17 protein-coding genes and 1 pseudogene are annotated in these 21,578 nt (G+C 63.8%); all 18 read left to right on the top strand.

Annotated elements, in window-relative coordinates; all coding sequences use genetic code 11:
• Positions 1-44 precede the first annotated feature (44 nt).
• The 18 genes and pseudogenes from ABEG21_RS10665 to purF all read left to right on the top strand — a co-directional run bounded on the left by ABEG21_RS10665 (position 45) and on the right by purF (position 21,065).
• The gene (locus ABEG21_RS10665) at positions 45-329 is read left to right on the top strand and encodes a succinate dehydrogenase assembly factor 2 (RefSeq protein WP_347556732.1); all 285 of its coding nucleotides are present in this window, start codon (positions 45-47) and stop codon (positions 327-329) included.
• Between the two features lie 103 nt (positions 330-432).
• Positions 433-1,740, top strand: coding sequence for a citrate synthase (gene gltA / locus ABEG21_RS10660; RefSeq protein WP_347554596.1), 1,308 nt, complete (start codon positions 433-435; stop codon positions 1,738-1,740).
• A gap of 251 nt (positions 1,741-1,991) precedes the next feature.
• Positions 1,992-4,655 (top strand): hypothetical protein, encoded by a 2,664-nt coding sequence (locus ABEG21_RS10655; RefSeq protein ID WP_347554595.1) that lies wholly within the window; start codon positions 1,992-1,994, stop codon positions 4,653-4,655.
• 229 nt (positions 4,656-4,884) lie between these two features.
• Positions 4,885-6,294: a 3-isopropylmalate dehydratase large subunit gene (gene leuC, locus ABEG21_RS10650; RefSeq protein ID WP_347554594.1), complete on the top strand. Its 1,410-nt coding sequence runs from the start codon at positions 4,885-4,887 to the stop codon at positions 6,292-6,294.
• A 23-nt stretch (positions 6,295-6,317) separates the two neighbouring features.
• Positions 6,318-6,968, top strand: a complete 651-nt coding sequence (gene leuD, locus ABEG21_RS10645) for a 3-isopropylmalate dehydratase small subunit (protein WP_347554593.1) — start codon at positions 6,318-6,320, stop codon at positions 6,966-6,968.
• A 97-nt stretch (positions 6,969-7,065) separates the two neighbouring features.
• Positions 7,066-8,139, top strand: a complete 1,074-nt coding sequence (gene leuB, locus ABEG21_RS10640; protein ID WP_347554592.1) for a 3-isopropylmalate dehydrogenase — start codon at positions 7,066-7,068, stop codon at positions 8,137-8,139.
• A 35-nt stretch (positions 8,140-8,174) separates the two neighbouring features.
• Positions 8,175-9,296, top strand: coding sequence for an aspartate-semialdehyde dehydrogenase (gene asd / locus ABEG21_RS10635; protein ID WP_347554591.1), 1,122 nt, complete (start codon positions 8,175-8,177; stop codon positions 9,294-9,296).
• Positions 9,297-9,405: 109 nt separating this feature from the next.
• A complete protein-coding gene (locus ABEG21_RS10630; protein WP_347554590.1) occupies positions 9,406-9,840 on the top strand; it encodes a hypothetical protein in 435 nt (144 codons plus the stop codon).
• A 116-nt stretch (positions 9,841-9,956) separates the two neighbouring features.
• Positions 9,957-10,754 (top strand): tRNA pseudouridine(38-40) synthase TruA, encoded by a 798-nt coding sequence (truA, locus tag ABEG21_RS10625; RefSeq protein WP_347556731.1) that lies wholly within the window; start codon positions 9,957-9,959, stop codon positions 10,752-10,754.
• Positions 10,742-11,488, top strand: coding sequence for a phosphoribosylanthranilate isomerase (locus ABEG21_RS10620; protein WP_347554589.1), 747 nt, complete (start codon positions 10,742-10,744; stop codon positions 11,486-11,488). Before truA ends, ABEG21_RS10620 begins: the two co-directional genes overlap by 13 nt.
• A 283-nt stretch (positions 11,489-11,771) precedes the next feature.
• Entirely contained in the window at positions 11,772-12,965 is a 1,194-nt protein-coding gene (gene trpB / locus ABEG21_RS10615) for a tryptophan synthase subunit beta (protein WP_347554588.1), read from the top strand.
• Between the two features lie 20 nt (positions 12,966-12,985).
• Positions 12,986-13,858, top strand: a pseudogene (locus tag ABEG21_RS10610) (site-specific DNA-methyltransferase); the annotation flags it as partial.
• A 157-nt stretch (positions 13,859-14,015) separates the two neighbouring features.
• Entirely contained in the window at positions 14,016-14,813 is a 798-nt protein-coding gene (gene trpA, locus ABEG21_RS10605; protein ID WP_347554587.1) for a tryptophan synthase subunit alpha, read from the top strand.
• 20 nt (positions 14,814-14,833) lie between these two features.
• Entirely contained in the window at positions 14,834-15,718 is an 885-nt protein-coding gene (accD, locus tag ABEG21_RS10600) for an acetyl-CoA carboxylase, carboxyltransferase subunit beta (RefSeq protein ID WP_347554586.1), read from the top strand.
• A 61-nt stretch (positions 15,719-15,779) separates the two neighbouring features.
• On the top strand, positions 15,780-17,330 hold the full coding sequence (gene folC, locus ABEG21_RS10595) for a bifunctional tetrahydrofolate synthase/dihydrofolate synthase (protein ID WP_347554585.1): 1,551 nt from the start codon (positions 15,780-15,782) through the stop codon (positions 17,328-17,330).
• A gap of 73 nt (positions 17,331-17,403) precedes the next feature.
• Positions 17,404-18,402 (top strand): SPOR domain-containing protein, encoded by a 999-nt coding sequence (locus tag ABEG21_RS10590; RefSeq protein ID WP_347554584.1) that lies wholly within the window; start codon positions 17,404-17,406, stop codon positions 18,400-18,402.
• A gap of 308 nt (positions 18,403-18,710) precedes the next feature.
• Positions 18,711-19,205 (top strand): CvpA family protein, encoded by a 495-nt coding sequence (locus tag ABEG21_RS10585; RefSeq protein ID WP_347556730.1) that lies wholly within the window; start codon positions 18,711-18,713, stop codon positions 19,203-19,205.
• A 285-nt stretch (positions 19,206-19,490) separates the two neighbouring features.
• Positions 19,491-21,065, top strand: coding sequence for an amidophosphoribosyltransferase (purF, locus tag ABEG21_RS10580; RefSeq protein WP_347554583.1), 1,575 nt, complete (start codon positions 19,491-19,493; stop codon positions 21,063-21,065).
• Positions 21,066-21,578 lie beyond the last annotated feature (513 nt).

Raw genomic sequence — 21,578 nt, 5'->3', positions numbered from 1 at the left:
CCGTCGGCACGCGGGCGTGGCAGCGGGCTCCCGAGGCGGAAGCCGTGTCGTATGACCAGAACGATCACGCGCATCAGGCGGATCCGTTGCGTCGCGCCCGGCTACGTTGGCGCGCACGCCGCGGTCTGCTGGAAAACGATCTGTTCCTGCAACGTTTCTTCGACCGGTATGAGCACGACCTGAGCGATCCGGACGTGGCCGGGCTGACGCGTTTGCTGGACCTGACCGACAATGACCTGATGGATCTGTTGCTCGGCCGGCGCGAGCCGGACGGCGAGTTGGCGGTGCCCGAGGTGACACGGGTACTGGGGCGGCTGCGGGAGGCGTGATCGCCGTTGCCCGGCCCTGACAAGACCGTGAACGCGGGCTGCGCAGCGAAGGACCATGCGCGCCCCCGCTCGATTTATTCAATTCGATTACAGGAAGAGACACATGACACCGACCACGTCAGACGTAAAAGCCACGCTATCGTTTTCGGACGATTCGCCCAGTGTCGAACTGCCGATTTACAAGGGGACGCTCGGCCCCGATGTGATCGACATCCGCAAACTGTATGGCCAGACCGGGAAGTTCACGTACGATCCGGGTTTCATGTCCACCGCATCCTGTAATTCGGAAATCACCTATATCGATGGCGATAAGGGTGAGTTGCTGTATCGCGGTATCAAGATCGACGATCTGGCGGTGAACGCCGACTTCCTGGAAACCTGCTACCTGCTGTTGAAGGGCCAACTGCCGAACCAGGCACAGAAGGAAGAATTCGTCGAAACGGTCACCAAGCACACGCTGGTGCACGAGCAGATGCAATTCTTCTTCCGCGGTTTCCGTCGCGATGCGCACCCGATGGCCGTGCTGACGGGATCGGTCGGCGCACTGTCCGCTTTCTATCACGACTCGCTCGACATCACGAATGCCCAGCATCGTGAAGTCTCGGCGATTCGTTTGATCGCGAAGCTGCCGACGCTGGTCGCAATGGCGTACAAGTATTCGATCGGTCAGCCTTTCGTCTATCCGCAGAACGATCTGTCGTACTCCGCAAACTTCATGCGAATGATGTTCGCCAATCCGTGCGAAGAGTACAAGGTCAACGAAGTGCTGGTGCGTGCGCTGGATCGTATCCTGATCCTGCACGCGGATCACGAACAGAATGCGTCGACGTCGACGGTCCGTCTGGCCGGTTCATCGGGTGCCAACCCGTTTGCCTGTATCGCTGCCGGTATCGCCTGTCTGTGGGGCCCGGCGCACGGTGGTGCGAACGAAGCGGCGTTGAGCATGCTGGAAGAAATTGGCTCGGTCGACAACATTCCGGAGTTCATCAAGCAGGTCAAGGACAAGAACTCCGGCGTGAAGCTGATGGGCTTCGGTCACCGGGTCTATAAGAACTACGATCCGCGCGCCAAGCTGATGCGCGAAACGTGCCACGAAGTGCTCGAAGAGTTGGGTCTGCATGACGACCCGCTGTTCAAGCTGGCGATGGAACTGGAAAAGATCGCGCTCGAAGACGAATACTTCGTGTCGCGCAAACTCTACCCGAACGTCGACTTCTATTCGGGCATCGTGCAACGTGCGCTGGGTATCCCGACGTCGATGTTCACCTGCATCTTCGCGATGGCACGTACCGTCGGCTGGATTGCGCAGTGGAACGAAATGATCGCCGATAAGGAACAGAAGATCGGCCGTCCGCGTCAGCTGTATGTCGGCGAAGCGGCGCGTTCGGCACCGGAAATCGCCAAGCGCTAAGGATCGCTTGCCGTCGCCCATCGCGGCGCGACGGTGCGCTTTGCTTGAATAGCCAAACGGCCCCTTAGCGGGCCGTTTTTTATTGGCACGTTGGGGAATGTCGCTCCAGTCAGCGCCTCTATCGAATGAAGTAGGTATTTCGCCACCGTCGGGAACGCGCCGTTCTAGCCATTCGGCCAGTGTTCGTGCTGCTGACAGCGACGGCGGCACGGCGCATGCTGCCAACTCCTGGGATGGCGAGGGGAGCGATTGTGTCGGAGAGCGTTGACCGGAATTGGGCAAATGTGCTGACGCGCGAAGCCAGGGGCTTGATTGCATCGGCCTTGTTGCAGTCGGTCGCGCATCGCACGCGCGTGCCGCGCTCCGAGCCCTGGACCACGGTGGAGTCGCGCGATCTGCGACGGACACAGGAATGGGTGCGGCAGCCGGACGGCGACGACGACTTGCCCGTCGTCGGCCCCTTGCAGGATATCCGCGCGGCGTTGGCGCGCGTTACGATGGGCGGCAATGGCGACGTGGGCGACGATGTTCCGATGGCGCATCTTCGACCCGACAGTACCGGCAACGCCGCATTGGATGACGCCATCGCCGGACTGCCTGATCGCGCCCTCGGCGGCGACAAGGATGCGGTACACATCGTCGGCATTTTTTCGACCGACTCGATGATCCAACGTATCGGGCTGCGGGAGTTGTTCAATCGGGAGGCCCGCCTGTTGTTTGTCGCGCAGGGGGGCGATATTCCGGCGCCCCCGAAGTTCTACCGCTGGCAGCAAGGGCCCGCGGACGAGGCCGAGGATCGGCAAGCACCGGCCTTGCCCAGTTGCACGATACCTGCGGAAATGGATGCGGGGCTCTGGCGTACCTTGGCGCGAGAAGGGCTGCTCAATGCGCATTGTCGCGCCTGGCTCGGCGGGTTCTTCACCAGCGTGGCGGCGCAATCGTTGATGGCCGAAGCGCGGCAGTCGGACTGGGGCCGCGGCGAGCTGCGCTTACGTTTGGTCGGGCATGGCACGACGATCGATGCGGACGGTCGTCATCCCCTTCGACGCTTTGCGCACACGCCGGCAGCGGCATTGGCGGCCTATCTGTCGACGGCGGTATTGCCCGTCTTCGCGCCGTCCGCGCCGTCCGCGGTATCGTCGGCGCCGATCCGCATCGATTTCGTTGCATGCGCGCTGGCGGTGCCCGGCGAATGCGCGACGTCCCGGCATTCTTATATCGGCGTCTTTCTTCGCACCTTGCACGAGCGCGACAAGACCGGACCCCTGATGCGACGGATTTGCGTCAGCGCCTGCAGCCATGTGCTGATGTTCCAGCCCGGCAATTTCAAGAAACGTCGTGAGATCGTCGTCGCCGGGCTGACACTGACGCCTACGCGCGAACAATTGCGCGAATTCGGCCTGGCCAGCATGGTGACGGTGGCGTGGCAACGGGGGGCGCCGTGGCATCGCGATAGCGATGAACCGAAACTAAGCCAACGCGAGCGTGTCTTGCTCCACGCCTATGCGGCGGCATGGATGGATTGGGAAAAACGGGGGCGACGCTGGCATAAGAAGGACATGCCGAGCCGCTTCGTCCTGCTCGACAATCTGATGGATACCGCAATTCGGTTGGAACACCCGGACGATATCGCCATCTTTCAGGCCTTTGTCGATCGGGTCAGTCCGGGCGGCTTGAACGCTGGTTCGACCGTGCCCTCGCCGGAAACATCGTCGGGCGTGTGGTCCCTCGGGAACACCTGGCGTCCGGCGGCGATGCGGCCACGCTCCAAGGCCGTGCCGATAAAACCGTTTCTGCGCACCGTCAGTCTCGATCATGGGCAGTGGCGCGCGCATTACGACACGCCGCTACAGGGCGCCCCGGCACCCGGGTCGTCCGGCGTCGCGGGCCTAGCGCTGCGCTTAGGCCGCAACGCGGAGCAGGAGGCGGCGGTGCCGTGGGCGACGCGCGACGGACGGGGCGCCGTGCCCTCCACCGGCTCGCTGGAAGGGTGTGCGGTCTCGCTAGCCTTGGCGCTGCAAAAAATCATGACCTCGCGGGCCTGTCTGGCCGGCTTGAGCAAGGCCAAGCAAAAGGCGCTGCGCCGTTACTACATGACGCCCTGGCGTCTGGTCGACGAGGCGATTTTTCGTCGAATCGGATTGCCCGCCAATGGCAACGATTTCGTGGTCCGATGGAAGGCGCTGGCATCGCCTTCCCGGCCGGTTCGAGTCGGGGGCGAGGTCCTCCACGGCTTGATCACGATCGGCTCGGCCCATGATGCCAAGGCGGCGCGGCGCGTCATCGATCTGGCGCTCTACCAGGGCGCGCTCGGCAGGTTGACCGATCCCGATCGGCAAGCGTTTTTGAGCGGCGATGGTGCCGTGGTGTACTACGGCGGCGACGTGGACCGGGCGCGCGATGACACGGTCTCGCAGGCCTCGCCGACGGCAATGCGCGACGCCGATCAACGGGTAGGGTGGCATGTGCATGCGTTTGAAAATGGCCAACCCGTCTGTCAAATCATCCCGGACGCCGCCTGCTGGGAAACGGCCTTGGGCGCGTTGGGGAAAAGTGTCACGAAGCAGGCGGCGGACGTGCTGCGCGAGATCGATGCGGTGCGGCTGCGTCTGGTCAAAGCGGTCGCGAGGACCGTGCCGAACAAGCGCGGTACCGAGGGGACGGCCTCACCCAGCACGTCGATGTCCGATGCGGACAGTGCCAATGACGCTGAACGCAGCGATGGTCCGGGCGGCGCCGTCGAGCCGACGTACGGTCCGCGTGCCGACGCGGGTCGCGTGGGGGGCGACCCGCCGCCGCCGGGCGCCGGCGATCTCGCGATCGCGCAACCGATCTGGCTGCCCTGGTGCGACGCGCGCGCGCGTCGCACCGTCGACGACGATCGGCACGGCTGTAGCGGCAGTCCGAGTCAATGAACGCGTGGTAAAGCGCGGAGGCGGACACGCTATCGATGGATCGGCATAGGACCGATCGCCGAGCCTAATTGGCCCGAAATTCGCATTTACTATGGCATAATATTCAATTCAACCCCCCAATATGCAGTAAAAATGCCCGGCATCGGCCAACGGTGCGATTTTTCCCGCATCGATCGGTCGCCGGGGTGTCCGCGCCGGCTTCGGCCGGCAGTTTCGAGATAGAAGCGAGATGGCTCAGACCCTGTACGACAAGCTGTGGGACGCGCATGTGGTCCGCACGGAAGAGGACGGGACGGCGACGTTGTATATCGACCGTCAACTTTTGCACGAAGTGACCAGTCCGCAAGCGTTCGAGGGTCTAAAGCTAGCCAATCGGCCGGTATGGCGTCTGAGCGCCAATCTGGCAACGTCGGACCACAATGTCCCGACGCTGGGCCGTAAGAACGGCATCGCCGACCCGATCTCGAAACTGCAGATCGACACGCTCGATGCGAATTGCGATGCAAGCGGTATCACGCAATTCAAGATGAACGATCTCCGTCAGGGCATCGTGCACATCATCGGGCCGGAACAGGGCGCCACGCTGCCCGGAATGACGGTCGTCTGCGGTGACTCGCACACGTCGACGCATGGCGCGTTCGGCGCGCTGGCCTTCGGCATCGGCACGTCGGAAGTCGAGCACGTGCTGGCCACGCAGACCTTGCTGCAGAAGAAGAGCAAGAACATGCTGGTCAAGGTCGACGGGCCGTTGCCGCGGGGTTGCAGCGCGAAGGATGTCGTGCTCGCGATCATCGGCAAGATCGGCACGGCGGGCGGCACCGGCTATGCGATCGAATTCGGCGGCTCGACGATTCGCGCGCTGTCGATGGAAGGCCGGATGACCGTCTGCAATATGGCGATCGAAGCTGGCGCTCGCGCCGGCATGGTGGCCGTCGACGACACGACGATCGACTACGTGCGTGGCCGTCCATTCGCACCGTCCGACGTGGAATTCCCGTCGGCCGAGCGCTACTGGCGCACGCTGGTGTCCGATGCCGGCGCCAAGTTCGATCGTGTCGTCGAATTGTCGTCCGCCGACATCGTGCCGCAGGTCACGTGGGGCACGTCGCCGGAAATGGTGTTGCCGATCGACGGCCGCGTGCCGGATCCGGATCAAATCAAGGATCCGGTCAAGCGCGATGCGGTCGAGCGCGCGCTGAAGTATATGGGCCTGACGCCGAACACGCCGATGGAGTCGGTCAATATCGACCGCGTTTTCATCGGCTCGTGCACGAACGCGCGGATCGAGGATCTGCGGGCGGCGGCGTATGTCGTGAAGCGTTTGAACCGGAAGGTCGCGGCCAATGTGCGGCAGGCGATGGTCGTGCCGGGTTCGGGCCTGGTGAAGGCGCAGGCCGAGCAGGAAGGTCTGGACCGCGTGTTCGTCGACGCGGGCTTCGAATGGCGTGAGCCGGGGTGCTCGATGTGTCTGGCGATGAACGCGGACCGTCTGGAGCCGGGTGAGCGCTGCGCATCGACGTCGAACCGTAACTTCGAAGGCCGGCAAGGCGCGGGCGGTCGGACGCATTTGTTGAGCCCGGCCATGGCGGCGGCAGCGGCGATCGAAGGTCACTTCGTCGACATTCGGAAGATGGCCTAAAGGATCAGCGGGAGCGAATACTCATGGAAAAATTTACCGTCCATCACGGTTTGGTCGCACCGATGGATCGCGCGAACGTCGATACCGACGCGATCATCCCGAAGCAATTCTTGAAGTCGATCAAGCGCACCGGCTTCGGCCAGAACCTATTCGACGAGTGGCGTTATCTGGATCATGGCGAGCCGGGTCAGGATTGTTCAACGCGGCCCTTGAATCCGGATTTCTCGCTGAACCAGGCGCGGTACACGGGCGCCACGGTGCTATTGGCGCGTGAAAACTTCGGGTGCGGCAGCTCGCGCGAACACGCGCCCTGGGCACTGACGCAGTTCGGTTTTCGGGCGGTGATCGCGCCGAGTTTTGCCGATATCTTCTTCAACAATTCGTTTAAGAACGGTCTGCTGCCGATCGTCTTGACGGAACAGCAAGTGGATCGGCTATTTCAGGACACGCTGGCGTTCGTCGGTTTCAAGCTGGTGATCGACCTGGAAGCGCAGGTCGTGCGGACCGAAGACGGCAGCGTCAGCTATCCGTTCGAGATTTCGTCGTTCCGCCGCTATTGCATGCTGAACGGCTTCGACGATATCGGACTGACGCTGCAACACGCCGACACGATTCGGAAGTTCGAGGCGGAGCGCCTGTTGCGCCAGCCCTGGTTGGGCAAGCGCGTCCTGTAAGGTGCGCGTGGTGCGCGCGGCACGGATGTCGCGGACCCGGTGAGGAGCTTCCCGGCCGGCCCGTGCCGCGCGCGGACCCTTTCGAAGAGAGACAGATATGAAGATTGCGGTATTGCCCGGTGATGGCATTGGGCCGGAAATCGTCGCGGAAGCGACCAAGGTCCTGAACGCGTTGGACGAGCGTTTCGAATTGGAAACGGCACCAGTGGGCGGCGCCGGTTATGAGGCCAGCGGGCATCCGCTGCCCGAGGCGACGCTGGCGCTGGCGAAGGCCGCCGACGCGATCCTGTTCGGCGCGGTGGGCGATTGGAAGTACGACACGCTCGACCGTCCGCTGCGTCCGGAGCAAGCCATTCTGGGGCTGCGCAAGGAACTGCAACTGTTCGCGAATTTCCGTCCGGCGATCCTGTATCCGGAGTTGGCGGGTGCATCGACGCTGAAGCCGGAAGTGGTGTCGGGTCTGGATATCCTGATCATCCGCGAGCTGAATGGCGATATCTACTTCGGGCAGCCGCGTGGCCGCCGCGAAGCGACGGACGGTTTGTTCCCCGGTGCGCAGGAAGGCTTCGACACGATGCGCTACAGCGTGCCGGAAATCGAGCGAATCGCGCACGTGGCATTCCAGGCCGCGTCCAAGCGTGGCAAGAAGCTGTGCAGCGTCGACAAGTCGAATGTGCTCGAGACGTCGCAGCTGTGGCGCGATGTGATGACCGAGATATCGAAGCAATACGCCGATGTCGCGCTCTCGCATATGTATGTCGACAACGCCGCGATGCAATTGGTGCGTGCGCCGAAGGCATTCGACGTGGTGGTGACCGGCAATATGTTCGGCGACATCCTGTCGGATCAGGCGTCGATGCTGACGGGCTCGATCGGCATGCTGCCGTCGGCTTCGCTGGACAAGGCGAACAAGGGTCTGTACGAGCCTTCGCACGGTTCGGCGCCGGATATCGCCGGCAAGGGCGTGGCAAATCCGCTGGCGACGATCCTGTCGGCGGCCATGATGCTGCGCTATACGCTGGGCCGTGCCGAGCAGGCGGACCGGATCGAAGCAGCCGTGAAGCAAGTGTTGCGCGATGGTCTGCGCACAACCGATATCTGGGAAGCCGGGTCGGAGAAGGTGGGTACCGCGCAGATGGGTGACGCGGTGGTGAAGGCGCTGCGCGCATAGGGCGTGCGGCGATACTGAGACGAGTGGGTGACGCGATGAAGACGGTAGGTCTCGTAGGCTGGCGGGGTATGGTGGGGTCGGTTCTGATGCAGCGGATGCAGTCGGAAGGCGACTTCGCGCTGATCGAACCGGTGTTTTTCAGCACCAGCAATGCGGGCGGCGCTGCGCCGACGTTCGCCAAAAACGAGACACGCCTGAAAGACGCGACGTCGATCGACGACCTGAAGCGGTGCGACATCATCATCACCGCTCAGGGCGGCGACTACACGACCGAGGTCTATCCGAAGCTGCGTGCAGCGGGCTGGACGGGCTATTGGATCGATGCCGCGTCGACGTTGCGGATGAAGGAAGACGCGATCATTATCCTGGACCCGGTCAATCGCTCGGTCATCGATCAAGGGCTGCGCGACGGCATCCGCGATTACATCGGCGGCAATTGCACGGTCAGCCTGATGATGATGGCGCTCGGCGGTCTGTTCCAGCACGATCTGGTGGAATGGATCAGCGCGATGACCTACCAGGCCGCATCGGGCGCGGGCGCGCAGAATATGCGCGAGCTGCTGTCGCAGATGGGAACGCTGCAACACGCGGTGGCGCCGGAGCTGGCCGATCCGGCGTCCGCGATTCTCGACATCGACCGTAAAGTGTCCGAGACGATGAATGGCGCGGCGATGCCGATCGCACAGTTCGGCGTGCCGCTGGCAGGCTCCTTGATTCCGTGGATCGACAAGGACCTGGGTAACGGTCAGTCGAAGGAAGAATGGAAGGGGCCGGCAGAGACCAATAAGATTCTGGGCAAGATCGCCGGTCAGCCGGGATCCATCCCGGTCGATGGTCTGTGCGTGCGAATCGGCGCGATGCGCTGTCACTCGCAAGCATTGACGATCAAGCTGAAAAAGGACGTGCCGTTGGCCGATATCGAAGGCTTGATGGCGCAGGCGAACGACTGGGTGCGCGTGGTTCCGAATACGCGTGAAGCGTCGATGCGCGATCTGTCGCCGGCCGTCGTGACCGGGACGCTCGGCGTGCCGGTGGGCCGTTTGAAGAAGATGTCGATGGGTGAAGACTACCTGTCGGCTTTTACGGTGGGCGACCAGTTGCTGTGGGGCGCTGCCGAGCCGCTGCGCCGGATGTTGCGTATCCTGCTGGAGGCCTGATCTGGTTCGCTTCAATTGGTGGAAAGGGCGTTCGGGCCGGACGAAGTCGGACGGCTCGCAGGAGTCGGCCGCGGAGCTGGCGCGCAAGCGCCTGGTCAGCGAACGGCTGATGACGGCGGCTGCGCTACACCGGCACACGCCTGAAGGCTTGTCCGGTGCGCCGCGCCGCGAGGACGCGGCGCAGGCCGGCGCGATGAACACGCCGAATCTCGCCGCCGCATCGGTGTCTGATGGCGCGCCGGCATTGCCTGACAACGCAGCGGCACTGCCCGCCACGGTGCCGGCGGTCAGTCGGACGGACGCGAAGGAAGCGCAGGGCGCGGCGTCCGACGACGAACGCGTGCCCGCCGATGCGACGCTGGCGTCGACGCCAGCGCCTGCAAAACGGGCCGCGCTGCCGCTCGGCCTGCCGGCCGATATCTTGGCATTGGACCTGAATCTCGGCGAGTTGCCCGAGACGCCCACGCCCGAGCAAACACGGCCGATCGCGCCGACGCACGCCGTCGACGCGCTGCCCGCCGATCATCCGGATCGTCCACGATGACCGCGCCAGAGACCCGCGCCTCGCAGACCGGCGCTCTCGAACCGACCGCGCCTGAACCGAACGCGGCCGACACAATAACGCCCGAGACGATAGCGGCCACTACAACCGCGCCGACGATCCGCATTGCCGCGGGCGTCGAATATGACGGCTCGCGGTTTCACGGCTGGCAGTGTCAGCCGAACCGGGCAACGGTGCAGGGCGCGGTGGAAGCTGCGTTATCGGTGTTTGCCCAGGAAGCCATCAAGGTCACTACGGCGGGACGTACCGACACCGGCGTCCATGCATTGAATCAGGTGATCCACTTCGATTCCGCCGCCAAACGCAGTGATTTTTCCTGGGTGCGCGGCGTCAATGCCCATCTGCCGCCCGGTGTCGCCATTCAATGGGCGAAGCCGGTGCCGGACACGTTCAACGCGCGATTCTCCGCGTTCGAGCGCAGTTACGACTATGTGATTCTGCAGCATGCGGTGAAGCCGACCTTGCTGGCGGCCCGCGTCGGGTGGGTGCATACGCCGCTCGATATCGCCGCGATGCAGGATGCGGCGGCGCGGCTGTTGGGCCAGCATGACTTCTCGTCGTTCCGTTCCTCGGAATGTCAGGCGAAATCGCCAATCAAGATGATGAAGCAGGTCGATGTCGTGCAAAACGGCGCCTTCATCCACTTCCGCTTTACCGCATCGGCCTTCCTGCATCATATGGTGCGGAATCTGGTGGGCAGCCTGATCGCGGTCGGGCGCGGACGGTATCCGCCCGAATGGATCGATTCGCTGTTGATCGCACGCGACCGAAAGTTGGCGGCGCCGACCTTCATGCCGGACGGCTTGTATCTGACGCGCGTCGGTTATCCCGCGGAGTTCGATATGCCGCCTCCGAATGTGGTCGCGCGGCCAGGAGGATGGCAATGGCAGGATTGAACACCGACGCAACGCCCGCGCAACGGCTCGCGGACCCGATCGTCCCGGCGCGCGTGCGCACGCGCATCAAGTTTTGTGGGATGACGCGCGAACAGGATGTCGATGCCGCCGTCGCGCTGGGTGTCGACGCGATCGGCATGGTTTTCTACGAAAAAGCCGCGCGCGCGGTCAGCATGTCACGGGCCGCGGACTTGGTCCGACGCGTGCCGCCTTTCGTGACCGCTGTCGGTCTGTTCGTCAATGCCGACGAGCAGACCGTCGTCCGTGCCGTTCAGGAAGCCGGGATCGCGATGTTGCAGTTCCATGGGGATGAGACGCCTGAGATCTGTGCCCGTCTGGCGCAGGCCGCGGGGCGCCCTTGGATTCGCGCATTGCGCATCGCGCCGACGATGACGTCGGCATCGATCGACGCGCTCGCGTCGGCCTATGCGGCCGTTGGCGCGCGGGGCGTGGTGCTCGATGCCCTCGTCGACGGATTCGGCGGCGGCGGTCATGTCTTCGACTGGTCGGTGATCCCGGCGACGATGGGGCAGCGCGCCATTCTCGGCGGTGGCTTGCACGCCGGGAACGTGGCGGCGGCCGTGCAGCGGGTGCGACCCTTCGCCGTGGATGTCTCCAGCGGCACGGAGCGGCCGGCCAGCGAAGGCGGCGCGAAGGGCGTGAAAGACCTCGTGCGGATGCAGGCCTTCATCGATGCCGTTCGTCAGGCCGATGCCGCGTTGGCGGCACCGTGATACATACCGGTCGCCAAGGAGGCGGCCGACGGCGGCGAATTTGCTAGAATACGACTTTGCTATCCCGGCGGCATCGACGATGTCCGTGGGATAAATGCTTTTTTCTTGTCGAACCCTGATGAAACTCCAGCGAACACGGGCTTCCGGACGCTTCGAATGGTGGGTCGGGCGCGCTAAGCGTCGGTGATCCGGGGCAGTGCGCGCCATGACGGCGCTTGCACGGCTACCGTGTCATCCCCTTTTTCGACCACGCTCGCTCGTGGCGTTTCACACAGGATCCATCATGTACGATTTCCCCGATGCGCAAGGCCATTTCGGCCAATACGGCGGCACCTTCGTTGCCGAGACGCTGGTTCACGCCCTCGATGAGCTGGTGCAGCAGTACGACAAATATCGCCAGGACCCCGCTTTTCTCGCGGAATACGCCTATGAACTGAAGCACTACGTCGGTCGTCCGTCGCCGATCTATCACGCACAACGCTGGAGCCGCGAGCTGGGCGGCGCGCAATTGTTTTTCAAGCGCGAGGACCTGAATCACACCGGCGCGCACAAGATCAACAATGTGATCGGTCAGGCGCTGCTGGCGCGCCGGATGGGCAAGCCGCGCGTGATCGCCGAGACTGGCGCCGGGCAGCACGGCGTGGCGACGGCGACGATCGCCGCGCGTTTCGGCATGGAGTGCGTGGTCTATATGGGCGCGGAAGACGTGCGTCGGCAGGCCGCCAATGTGTACCGGATGAAGCTGCTCGGCGCGACGGTCGTGCCGGTGGAGTCGGGCTCCCGCACGCTGAAGGACGCGCTGAACGAAGCCATGCGCGACTGGGTGTCGAATATCGAAAACACCTTCTACATCATCGGCACGGTGGCCGGCCCGCATCCCTATCCGATGATGGTGCGTGACTTCCAGCGCGTGATCGGCGACGAGTGCCAGGTGCAGATGCCGGAGATGACCGGACGGCAGCCGGACAGCGTCATCGCCTGCGTTGGCGGCGGTTCGAACGCGATGGGGATTTTCTACCCCTATATCAATCACGCCGACGTCGCATTGATCGGTGTCGAGGCGGCCGGCGACGGCATGGACACAGGCCGTCATTCGGCATCGATCACCGGTGGCACGCCCGGCGTGCTGCACGGCAACCGGACCTATCTACTGCAGGACGAGGACGGTCAGATCATCGAGACGCACTCGGTCTCGGCAGGGCTCGACTATCCGGGCGTCGGTCCGGAGCATTCCTGGTTGAACGATCTCGGTCGCGCGCAATACGTGACGATCACCGATGAAGAGGCGCTGCAGGCCTTCCACGATTGCTGCCGGATCGAGGGCATCATTCCGGCGCTCGAATCGAGCCATGCGATCGCCCATGCGGTGAAGATCGCGCCGACCTTGCCGAAGGACAAGCTGTTGCTGGTCAATCTGTCGGGCCGGGGCGATAAGGACATGCATACCGTCGCCGAACGTGGGGGCCTGGTCCTGTAGTGGGCAAATCGCCATTCCTGATGCCGTCCGACATGGACGCGCCCGGCGCCGCACCGGCCTTGCGCGGTCACGCCGCCTCGGCGGCGTCCGACGATACGTCGTCGGTGCCGCTGGCCACGCCGGTGCGGCCGAATCCGTCGATCGTGATCGAGAACCTCGATTACTGCGCGGAGCTCGGCCATATCGCGCCCGAATCGATCGACCTGGTCATCGCTGATCCGCCCTATGGTCTGGGCAAGGATTACGGCAACGATTCGGACAAGCTCGACGCGGATGCGCACCTGGAATGGACCGAGCATTGGCTCGAGCGCACGATCCCCTTGCTGAAGCCCACCGGCTCGCTGTACATCTTCTGCAGCTGGCAGTTCGCGCCGGAGATCTTCAGTTTCTTGAAGCGCCGGATGACGATGGCGAACGAGATCATCTGGGACCGACGGGTGCCCAGCATGGGCGGTACGACGCGACGATTCAGCTCGGTACACGACAATATCGGTCTATTCGTCCGGGGCAAGCAGTATTACTTCGACCTGGACCCGGTGCGCATCCCTTACGATGCCGCCACCAAGAAAGCGCGGACCCGCAAGCTGTTCGCGGGCAGCAAATGGCTCGAAATGGGCTATAACCCGAAAGATGTTTGGTCGGTGTCCCGATTGCATCGGCAGCACGCCGAACGCGTCGCGCATCCCACGCAAAAGCCGCTGGAAATCATCGAGCGGATGGTGCTCGCGAGTTGCCCGCCGGGGGGCACGGTGCTGGATCCCTTCATGGGCAGCGGCACCACGGCGATCGCTTGCGCGCGTCAGGGCCGCCATTTCCTCGGCTATGAGATCAATGCCGAATATTGCGATATTGCGCGTGCGCGGCTGGATGCCCTGCGCGCGGTGCAATTCGCGCCTGGCAGCGACGCACTGCTGACGCCGATGCGTCAGAGCGTGCTGGCCGCGCAAGGCGACCCGGTCGCGACCGACGGCCTGATGACCGAAACCGATGACGGTGGCGCCGCCGCGGCGAGCACGACGCCGGACACCCCTTCCGAAGAGAATCCTATTCATGTCTCGTATTGAAAAACGTTTCGCGGCGCTGGCCGCGGCCGGCCGCAAGGGGTTGATCCCGTTCATGACGGCTGGCGATCCGGACCCTGCGCGCACTGTCGAATTCATGCATGCGCTGGCCGATGGCGGTGCCGACGTGATCGAGCTCGGCGTGCCGTTCTCGGACCCGATGGCCGATGGGCCGGTGATCCAGCGCGCGTCGGAACGGGCGTTGGCGCGGGGCGTGCGGCTGCGCGACGTGCTCGATAATGTGCGCGCGTTTCGTGAGCGCGATGCCGAAACGCCGGTGGTGTTGATGGGCTATGCCAATCCGATCGAACGGATGGGCGTGGCGACGTTCGCGCGCGCGGCGGCCGATGCCGGCGTGGACGGCGTGCTGGTGGTGGATTACACCCCGGAGGAAGCCACCGAATTCGCCGCGACGCTACGCGAAGTCGGGCTCGATCCGATCTTCCTGCTGGCACCGACGTCGACGCCGGAGCGCATCGAATTGGTGGGCAAGATCGCCAGTGGTTATATCTATTACGTGTCGTTGAAAGGCGTCACGGGTGCCGGAAATCTGGACGTCGCCGCGATCGCAGGTAGAATGCCGACCATTCGCGAGCGGGTGCCGGTGCCGGTAGGTGTCGGTTTTGGCATTCGCGACGCCGAGACGGCGCGCGCGGTTGCGCACGTTTCGGACGCGGTCGTGATCGGCAGCCGGATCGTCCAGCTGCTGGAGCAGGCCGCGCCGGCCGACGCCGTCGCCGAGCTGACCCGCTTCATCGCCGACATCCGTCGCGCGATCGACGCTTGAAAGATTGAGAGGAGCGCCTGATGAGCTGGCTCGACAAACTGCTGCCCCCGAAGATTCAACAATCGAATCGTGCCGCACGCCGGGGTATCCCGGAAGGCCTGTGGATCAAGTGCCCGTCCTGCGAGGCGGTGCTGTACCGCAACGACGTGGACGCGAACCTGTACGTCTGCCCGAAGTGCAACCATCACATGCGGATCGGCGCCCGTGCGCGGATCGATTCGCTGTTGGACGCGGAAGGCCGTTATGAGATCGGCAGTGAAGTGGTGCCGATTGATGCGCTGAAGTTCAAGGACAGCAAGAAGTATCCGGATCGCATCAAGGATGCGATGGAAGACACCGGCGAGACCGATGCGATGGTCGTGATGGGCGGTGCAATCCATACGCAACCGGTGGTCGTCGCCGCATTCGAATTCGCCTTCATGGGCGGTTCGATGGGTTCGGTCGTGGGCGAGCGCTTTGCCCGCGGCGCGCAGAACGCGCTGGACCAGAACGCGCCTTTCATCTGCGTGACGGCCTCCGGCGGCGCGCGGATGCAGGAAAGCCTGCTGTCGTTGATGCAGATGGCCAAGACGACCGCGATGTTGACGCAGTTGGCGGAAAAGAAGCTGCCCTTTATTTCGGTACTGACCGATCCGACGATGGGCGGCGTGTCCGCGAGCTTCGCCTTCCTCGGCGACGTGGTGATCGCCGAACCGAAGGCGCTGATCGGTTTTGCCGGTCCGCGCGTGATCGAACAAACGGTGCGTGAGAAGCTGCCGGAAGGCTTCCAGCGCTCGGAGTTCCTGCTGCAGAAGGGCGCTATCGACATGATCGTCGACCGCCGCAAGATGCGCGACGAAATCGCGCGTCTGATCGCCTTGTTGGGTCGCTCGATGCAGGACCCGGTCCTGACCTCGCCGGTCTGATACGTCTGACACCCCAGCGGTCGCCCTCGGGCGGCCGCGCGCGCCCCCCTTTCCCACATCGATGACGTCCGATCCTACAGCGCCGCTTCCTTCCTCGTCCGATGACGCCGATCGCCAGACCGTGACGGCGCCCCCGGGCGCGCACGGCGATTTTTCGACGCTCGACGCCTGGCTGAGTTGGCTGGAAACGGCGCACCCGGTCGGCATCGATATGGGGTTGCGGCGTATCGGCCTGGTCCGCGACGCGATGGATCTGCAGTTCGCCTGTCCGGTCATCACCGTCGGCGGAACGAATGGCAAGGGCTCGACGTGCGCGATGCTGGAGGCCATGCTGCTGGCGGCCGGCTATCGGGTCGGCTGTCATACCTCGCCACATTTGCTGACGTTCAACGAACGCGCGCGCATCAATGGCGAACAGGCCAGCGACGCCGAGCTGGTGCCGCATTTTCAGGCGGTGGAACGGGCGCGTGCCGGAATGCGCGAACCGGTATCGCTGACGTATTTCGAATTCACCTTGCTGGCCATCCTGCATCTATTCGCCTCGCGCGGGCTCGATGCGGTGATTCTGGAAGTCGGCCTGGGCGGCCGGCTCGACGGCACGAATATCATCGATGCGGACGTGGCGGTTATCACCAGCGTCGACATCGATCACACGCAGTTTCTCGGATCGACGCGCGAGGCGATCGGTCTGGAAAAGGCGGGGATTTTCCGCGCCGGCCGACCGGCCATCGTCGGCGATCCCTTGCCGCCCGAGAGCATGATCCGCTACGGCGAATCCTTGGGCGCGGACCTCTGGCTCGTCGGCCGCGATTTCCGGCTGCAGACGATCGAAGGGGATCGGCAGCAGTGGTCATATCGTGGGCGCACGGTGAGCCATCGGGCGCTGGCGTATCCGGCCTTGCGCGGTGCAAATCAATTGCTGAACGCCTGTGCGGCGTTGGGCGCGCTGGAAGTGTTGCGTGATCGCCTGCCGGTGACAGCGCAGGACGTGCGAATGGGGCTGGCCAATGTCGAATTGCCCGGGCGCTTTCAGGTTCTGCCCGGACGGCCGAGCGTGATCCTGGATGTCGCGCACAATCCGCATGCGGCGGCGGTGCTGGCCCAGAATCTGGGCAGCATGGGCTATTTCCCGTACACCTATGCGGTTTTCGGCGCGATGGAAGACAAGGACATCGCGAAGATCGTCGCGACATTGAAAGACCAGGTCGATCATTGGTGCCTGACCGACTTGCCGATCCCGCGTGCGGCAAGCGCCGAGGCACTGGCGGCGATCGTGCGCGAGCAGGTCGGCCTGGACGACGATGGCGATGCGGATGGCAAGACCGGGCACGGTGCGGCAAGCGAGCGCACGGCGGCCGTCAAGGCGGAGAAGTCCGCCGAGGAACCGACTGAAGCCCACGGTATTTCGGTCGGTAAGCCGCAGGGCATGGGCATCGGTCGTAGCGTTAAAGCAACGCCCGACGACGCGCGCTCGGTGCGGACGTTCTCCTCCCCGGCATCGGCCTATCAGGATGCCGCAAGCCGGGTGACGGAGAATGATAGAATCATTGTCTTCGGGTCTTTCCTGACCGTATCGGGTGTATTGGCGCATCGACGCCTACAACAGCACTGACGTGCTCAGGCGCGGCGGCGACTGTGAAAGACGCTGCCGCACATTGCCGGAATCGAGGATTCAACCGGGTTTTATGGGCATTTTTTCGTTCGGCAGCAAGCGTTCAGGATCGTCGGCGACGTCGGGTCGAACCGAAGGTGGCGGGCGCGGTCGCGCGTCCACGACTAATAGCCGGTCGCGCCGACTCGAGCCGGGACTGGACATCGGAGCGGGCGATAGCGAACGCGCTGCCGGCCGCTCGCGCCGTGCGCGGGGCGTCGGTCAGGAAGCGATGCTCGATCCCACCTTGCCTGAAAAACAACGCGCGCGCCGCCGATTGGTGGGCGCGATCGCGCTTGTGCTGGCGGCCGTGATCATCTTGCCGATGGTTCTGGATGCGACGCCGAAGCCGGCTAGTGGCGATATCGCCATCGATATTCCGGACCAAGGGCAGGGCGCGGGCACCGCGTCGTCGGCCGCGCGCTCGAATGCGGTGATCGATAGCGGCGCCGATGCCGTGCATCAGGATGTCGCGGCCGCCGCGTCGAATACCGATGCCGCCCGGAGCGCGCCGACATCGGGCAATGCGCCCGCCGTGCCGCCCGCGACGGCCAAATCGCCGACCTCGAGCACGCCGAACGCCGGGAACGCCGCGCCCAAGTCCGCGGCCGGTGCCACGTCGCAACGTTTCGCCGAAGTCTTCGACAGCGCGTCCAGCGCGATCGACGGCGGGACCTCCTCTGCCAGTAAATCCGGAACGCGTGCGAGCGGTGGCGTCGCGGCGACCGCGGCTGCAGACAGTGATCTGGCAGCGCGCGTCGCGGCCTTGCCGGCGACGCCGGCCACGCCCGGCGCACGCTATGTCGTGCAATTGGGCAGTTTCGAAAGCACGGCCAGCGCACAGGAATGGGTGCGCAAGCTGAAGCGTATCGGCGTGCCGGCTTTCGTGAACACCGATAAGGGCGCCGATGGCGCGGTGCGGGCGCAGCTGCGCGCCGGACCGTTCGCCGATCGCACGACCGCGCAGGCCGCCGTACAAAAAGTCCGGCTCGCCGGATTGGCACAGACGGCGGATGCCGGCGGCGGACGCTGACACCGATGCCTGACACGCAAGCGGCGGCATCGCGGACGGCGGACGACGCGCACGATCTGGCGCACGACGTCGGCAATGTCGCGCGTGCTGCTGGCACCGACGCAACGCACGCGATGTCGGGTGTGGTCACGCAGTCGCTGGATGCCGCCCAGAACTGGGCGAGCCGGATGATGCGTCCGGCCTCGTCGACACAGGCCGCGGCCTCGGAGGCGCCGGCGTCTTCCGCGGCATCGCCGCACTATGCGTCGACGAGCGCGACATCGTGGGCGGCATCGGACGTCGATGCGATGCCGTCACAGCCCGGTACGGTGCTGACGGCCTTCGACTATGTCGTGATCGCGGTGATTCTGCTCTCCGCCTTGCGCGGTGCCTGGCGCGGACTGGTCAGTGAGCTGTTCGCGCTGGTGGGCTGGATCGTGGCCTTTATCGTTGCCGCGCGCTTTGCAGACAAGGCCGCCGCCTACGTGCCGGCGAATTGGCCGGGTGGCGCATTGACGCAGTGGGCGGTGGGCTTCATCGTGATCGCTGCGGCGGTGCTGGTGATTAGTACCGTGGGGAGCGCGCTGCTTGGACGCTTGACCGACATCGGCGGCCTGCGCGCGGTAGACCGCGGCCTGGGCCTGATGTTCGGATTGGCACGCGGCGTGGTCATCGTCGTCATTTTATTTGCGGCAGCAAAGTTCACGGAGCTGCCGAAAACGGCGTTCTGGCGTCAGGCGATGCTGCGGCCTTATGTGGCGCAGACGGTGGCCAGCGTGGCGCCGCTGCTGCCGGTTCAGATCAGCGGATTGCTGAAACGTTGAAATTGGGCGTTGCGGGCCCATCTACTTCAGGCCCTGGTGGTGCCGGAGAAAGGAAGGTGCGAATCGCAATGTACGAACGGTCGTGCGGTTGGCCAGACAATCCGGGAGCGTAGTGTGATCCCGAACTGTGTCAATTGAATGGATGTGTCCCGTATTCCGGCGTGCACTGTCTTCATCGGGCGGTCGCTGGTGTGTCGTTGATCGCGACGGCGCCCACAAGGCGCGGTCGGCAGCGTGCGCGACGGAAGCGGTGTGTCGGTTTTTATTTTATGGATGGTTCCTGCCATGTGCGGCATCGTCGGCGTAGTGTCGAATTCTCCGGTCAACCAGCTTATCTATGACAGCCTGCTGCTGCTGCAGCACCGTGGTCAGGATGCCGCTGGTATCGCCACCCTCAACGGCCGTACGTTTCACATGCACAAGGCCAACGGCATGGTGCGCGACGTGTTCCGTACGCGGAATATGCGTAGCCTGCCGGGCACGAGCGGAATCGGACAAGTTCGCTATCCCACGGCCGGTTCGGCCAGTAGCGAAGAAGAAGCGCAACCGTTCTACGTGAACGCGCCGTACGGCATCATTCTCGCGCACAACGGCAATGTGACGAATACGACGCAGCTGAAGGACGAGCTGTATCGGATCGATCGTCGCCACATCAACACCAGTTCGGATACCGAAGTCCTGCTGAACGTGTTCGCGCACGAACTGCAGACGGCGAGCGACGGCTATACGCTGGAACCGGAAGCGCTGTTCACGGCGGTCAGCGGCACGCACCGCCGTGTGCGCGGCTCGTATGCGATCGTCGCCCTGGTGGCGGGCTTCGGCCTGCTGGCATTCCGCGATCCGAACGGTATCCGTCCGCTGTGCCTGGGCCGTAACGATGGCCCGGAAGGCGTGGAATGGATGCTGGCATCGGAATCGGTGGCGCTGGAAGGCATCGGTTTCACCTTCGTGCGCGACGTGGCTCCGGGTGAAGCGGTCTTCATCGATCTGAACGGTCAACTGCATTCTCAGCAGTGCGCCGAGAACCCGAGCCTGAATCCCTGCATCTTCGAGTACGTGTATCTGGCCCGTCCGGATTCGGTCCTGGATGGCGTGCCGGTGTACGACGCTCGTCTGCGCATGGGCGACTACCTGGCCGACAAGATCAAGCGGACGCTGCCGGCGGGGTCGATCGACGTCGTGATGCCGATTCCGGACTCGAGCCGGCCGGCTGCGATGCAGGTGGCGAACAAGCTCGGCGTGGAATACCGCGAAGGCTTCTTCAAGAACCGCTATGTCGGCCGGACCTTCATCATGCCGGGGCAGGCGGTGCGGAAGAAGTCGGTGCGTCAGAAGCTGAATGCGATGGGCGTCGAGTTCAAGGGCAAGAATGTCTTGATCGTCGACGACTCGATCGTGCGCGGCACCACTAGCCATGAAATCGTTCAGATGGCGCGCGATGCCGGCGCGAACAAGGTGATCTTCGCGTCGGCCGCGCCGCCGGTGAAGTTCCCGAACGTCTATGGCATCGATATGCCGACACGCGGCGAACTCGTCGCGCACGGCCGCACGCACGAAGAAGTGGCCGAGTTGATCGGGGCGGACGGACTGATCTATCAGGACGTCGAGGATATGAAGCAGGCGGTCGCCGATATCAATCCGGCATTGCGCAATTTCGATGCATCGTGCTTCGACGGTTGCTACATCACCGGTGACATCACGTCCGAATACCTGGACGAACTCGAGCGCGCTCGCCTGGCGCCGTCGGCCCAGCAAGATCGGAACGACGACGATGACGCTCCCGATTCGCGTCACTCGACGGTGCGTCGCGACGACGGCCATGGCCGCTCGCAATTGCATCTGCAGTTAGCTGGCGAATAGCAGGCGCACGTCGCCTCCGCGGTATCCTACGCCGGCACGGTATACACCGCGCCGGCGTTGTCATTTTCCTGTGCACCGGGCAGGGCATCGTGTCGCAGTCGCGCCGCGCGCGTCCGTTTTCTTCCTTAAAAAATCCCCATTGATCCCCGCTCGCGACCGTTTCGGTGGCAGTGTTTTCCGATATATTTCATCTGTATTCCTAATGGATGGAATCGACTGGTAATTGATGTGGAATGCTTATTAAATAATAGATTGGATTTCATGCTATTTTCGTGTGCGACATCGGCGTCCGTCCTCGTGGGTGGACAAAAGCATCATCATTTGCTATAGTTTTGCTTCACAAACATTTAAAACCTCTGTCGGTAATGGGGTCAAAGCCTTCGTTGACGGCTCCATCATGACCGACAAAGCCCCCAGGCAAGGGGCCGAGGCGTCCCTGCGAATGGCATGGACGATCTGGGTCTCGCGCCTTGAGGGGCGGTGCGTTGTGTGGCGGGGCGGAAGGCGTAGCGG

Source organism: Robbsia sp. KACC 23696 (genome assembly GCF_039852015.1).
Taxonomy (GTDB): Bacteria; Pseudomonadota; Gammaproteobacteria; order Burkholderiales; family Burkholderiaceae; genus Robbsia.
Note: the sequence above shows the minus strand (reverse complement) of the source record. Positions and strands in the feature narration are given on the sequence as shown.

What these genes read in the sequence shown, in the direction of transcription:
- gltA (WP_347554596.1), top strand. Translation starts at nt 433, where the DNA reads ATGACACCGACCACGTCAGACGTAAAAGCCACGCTATCGTTTTCGGAC.
- leuC (WP_347554594.1), top strand. Translation starts at nt 4,885, where the DNA reads ATGGCTCAGACCCTGTACGACAAGCTGTGGGACGCGCATGTGGTCCGC.
- leuD (WP_347554593.1), top strand. Translation starts at nt 6,318, where the DNA reads ATGGAAAAATTTACCGTCCATCACGGTTTGGTCGCACCGATGGATCGC.
- leuB (WP_347554592.1), top strand. Translation starts at nt 7,066, where the DNA reads ATGAAGATTGCGGTATTGCCCGGTGATGGCATTGGGCCGGAAATCGTC.
- asd (WP_347554591.1), top strand. Translation starts at nt 8,175, where the DNA reads ATGAAGACGGTAGGTCTCGTAGGCTGGCGGGGTATGGTGGGGTCGGTT.
- ABEG21_RS10630 (WP_347554590.1), top strand. Translation starts at nt 9,406, where the DNA reads ATGACGGCGGCTGCGCTACACCGGCACACGCCTGAAGGCTTGTCCGGT.
- ABEG21_RS10620 (WP_347554589.1), top strand. Translation starts at nt 10,742, where the DNA reads ATGGCAGGATTGAACACCGACGCAACGCCCGCGCAACGGCTCGCGGAC.
- trpB (WP_347554588.1), top strand. Translation starts at nt 11,772, where the DNA reads ATGTACGATTTCCCCGATGCGCAAGGCCATTTCGGCCAATACGGCGGC.
- trpA (WP_347554587.1), top strand. Translation starts at nt 14,016, where the DNA reads ATGTCTCGTATTGAAAAACGTTTCGCGGCGCTGGCCGCGGCCGGCCGC.
- accD (WP_347554586.1), top strand. Translation starts at nt 14,834, where the DNA reads ATGAGCTGGCTCGACAAACTGCTGCCCCCGAAGATTCAACAATCGAAT.
- folC (WP_347554585.1), top strand. Translation starts at nt 15,780, where the DNA reads ATGACGTCCGATCCTACAGCGCCGCTTCCTTCCTCGTCCGATGACGCC.
- ABEG21_RS10590 (WP_347554584.1), top strand. Translation starts at nt 17,404, where the DNA reads ATGGGCATTTTTTCGTTCGGCAGCAAGCGTTCAGGATCGTCGGCGACG.
- purF (WP_347554583.1), top strand. Translation starts at nt 19,491, where the DNA reads ATGTGCGGCATCGTCGGCGTAGTGTCGAATTCTCCGGTCAACCAGCTT.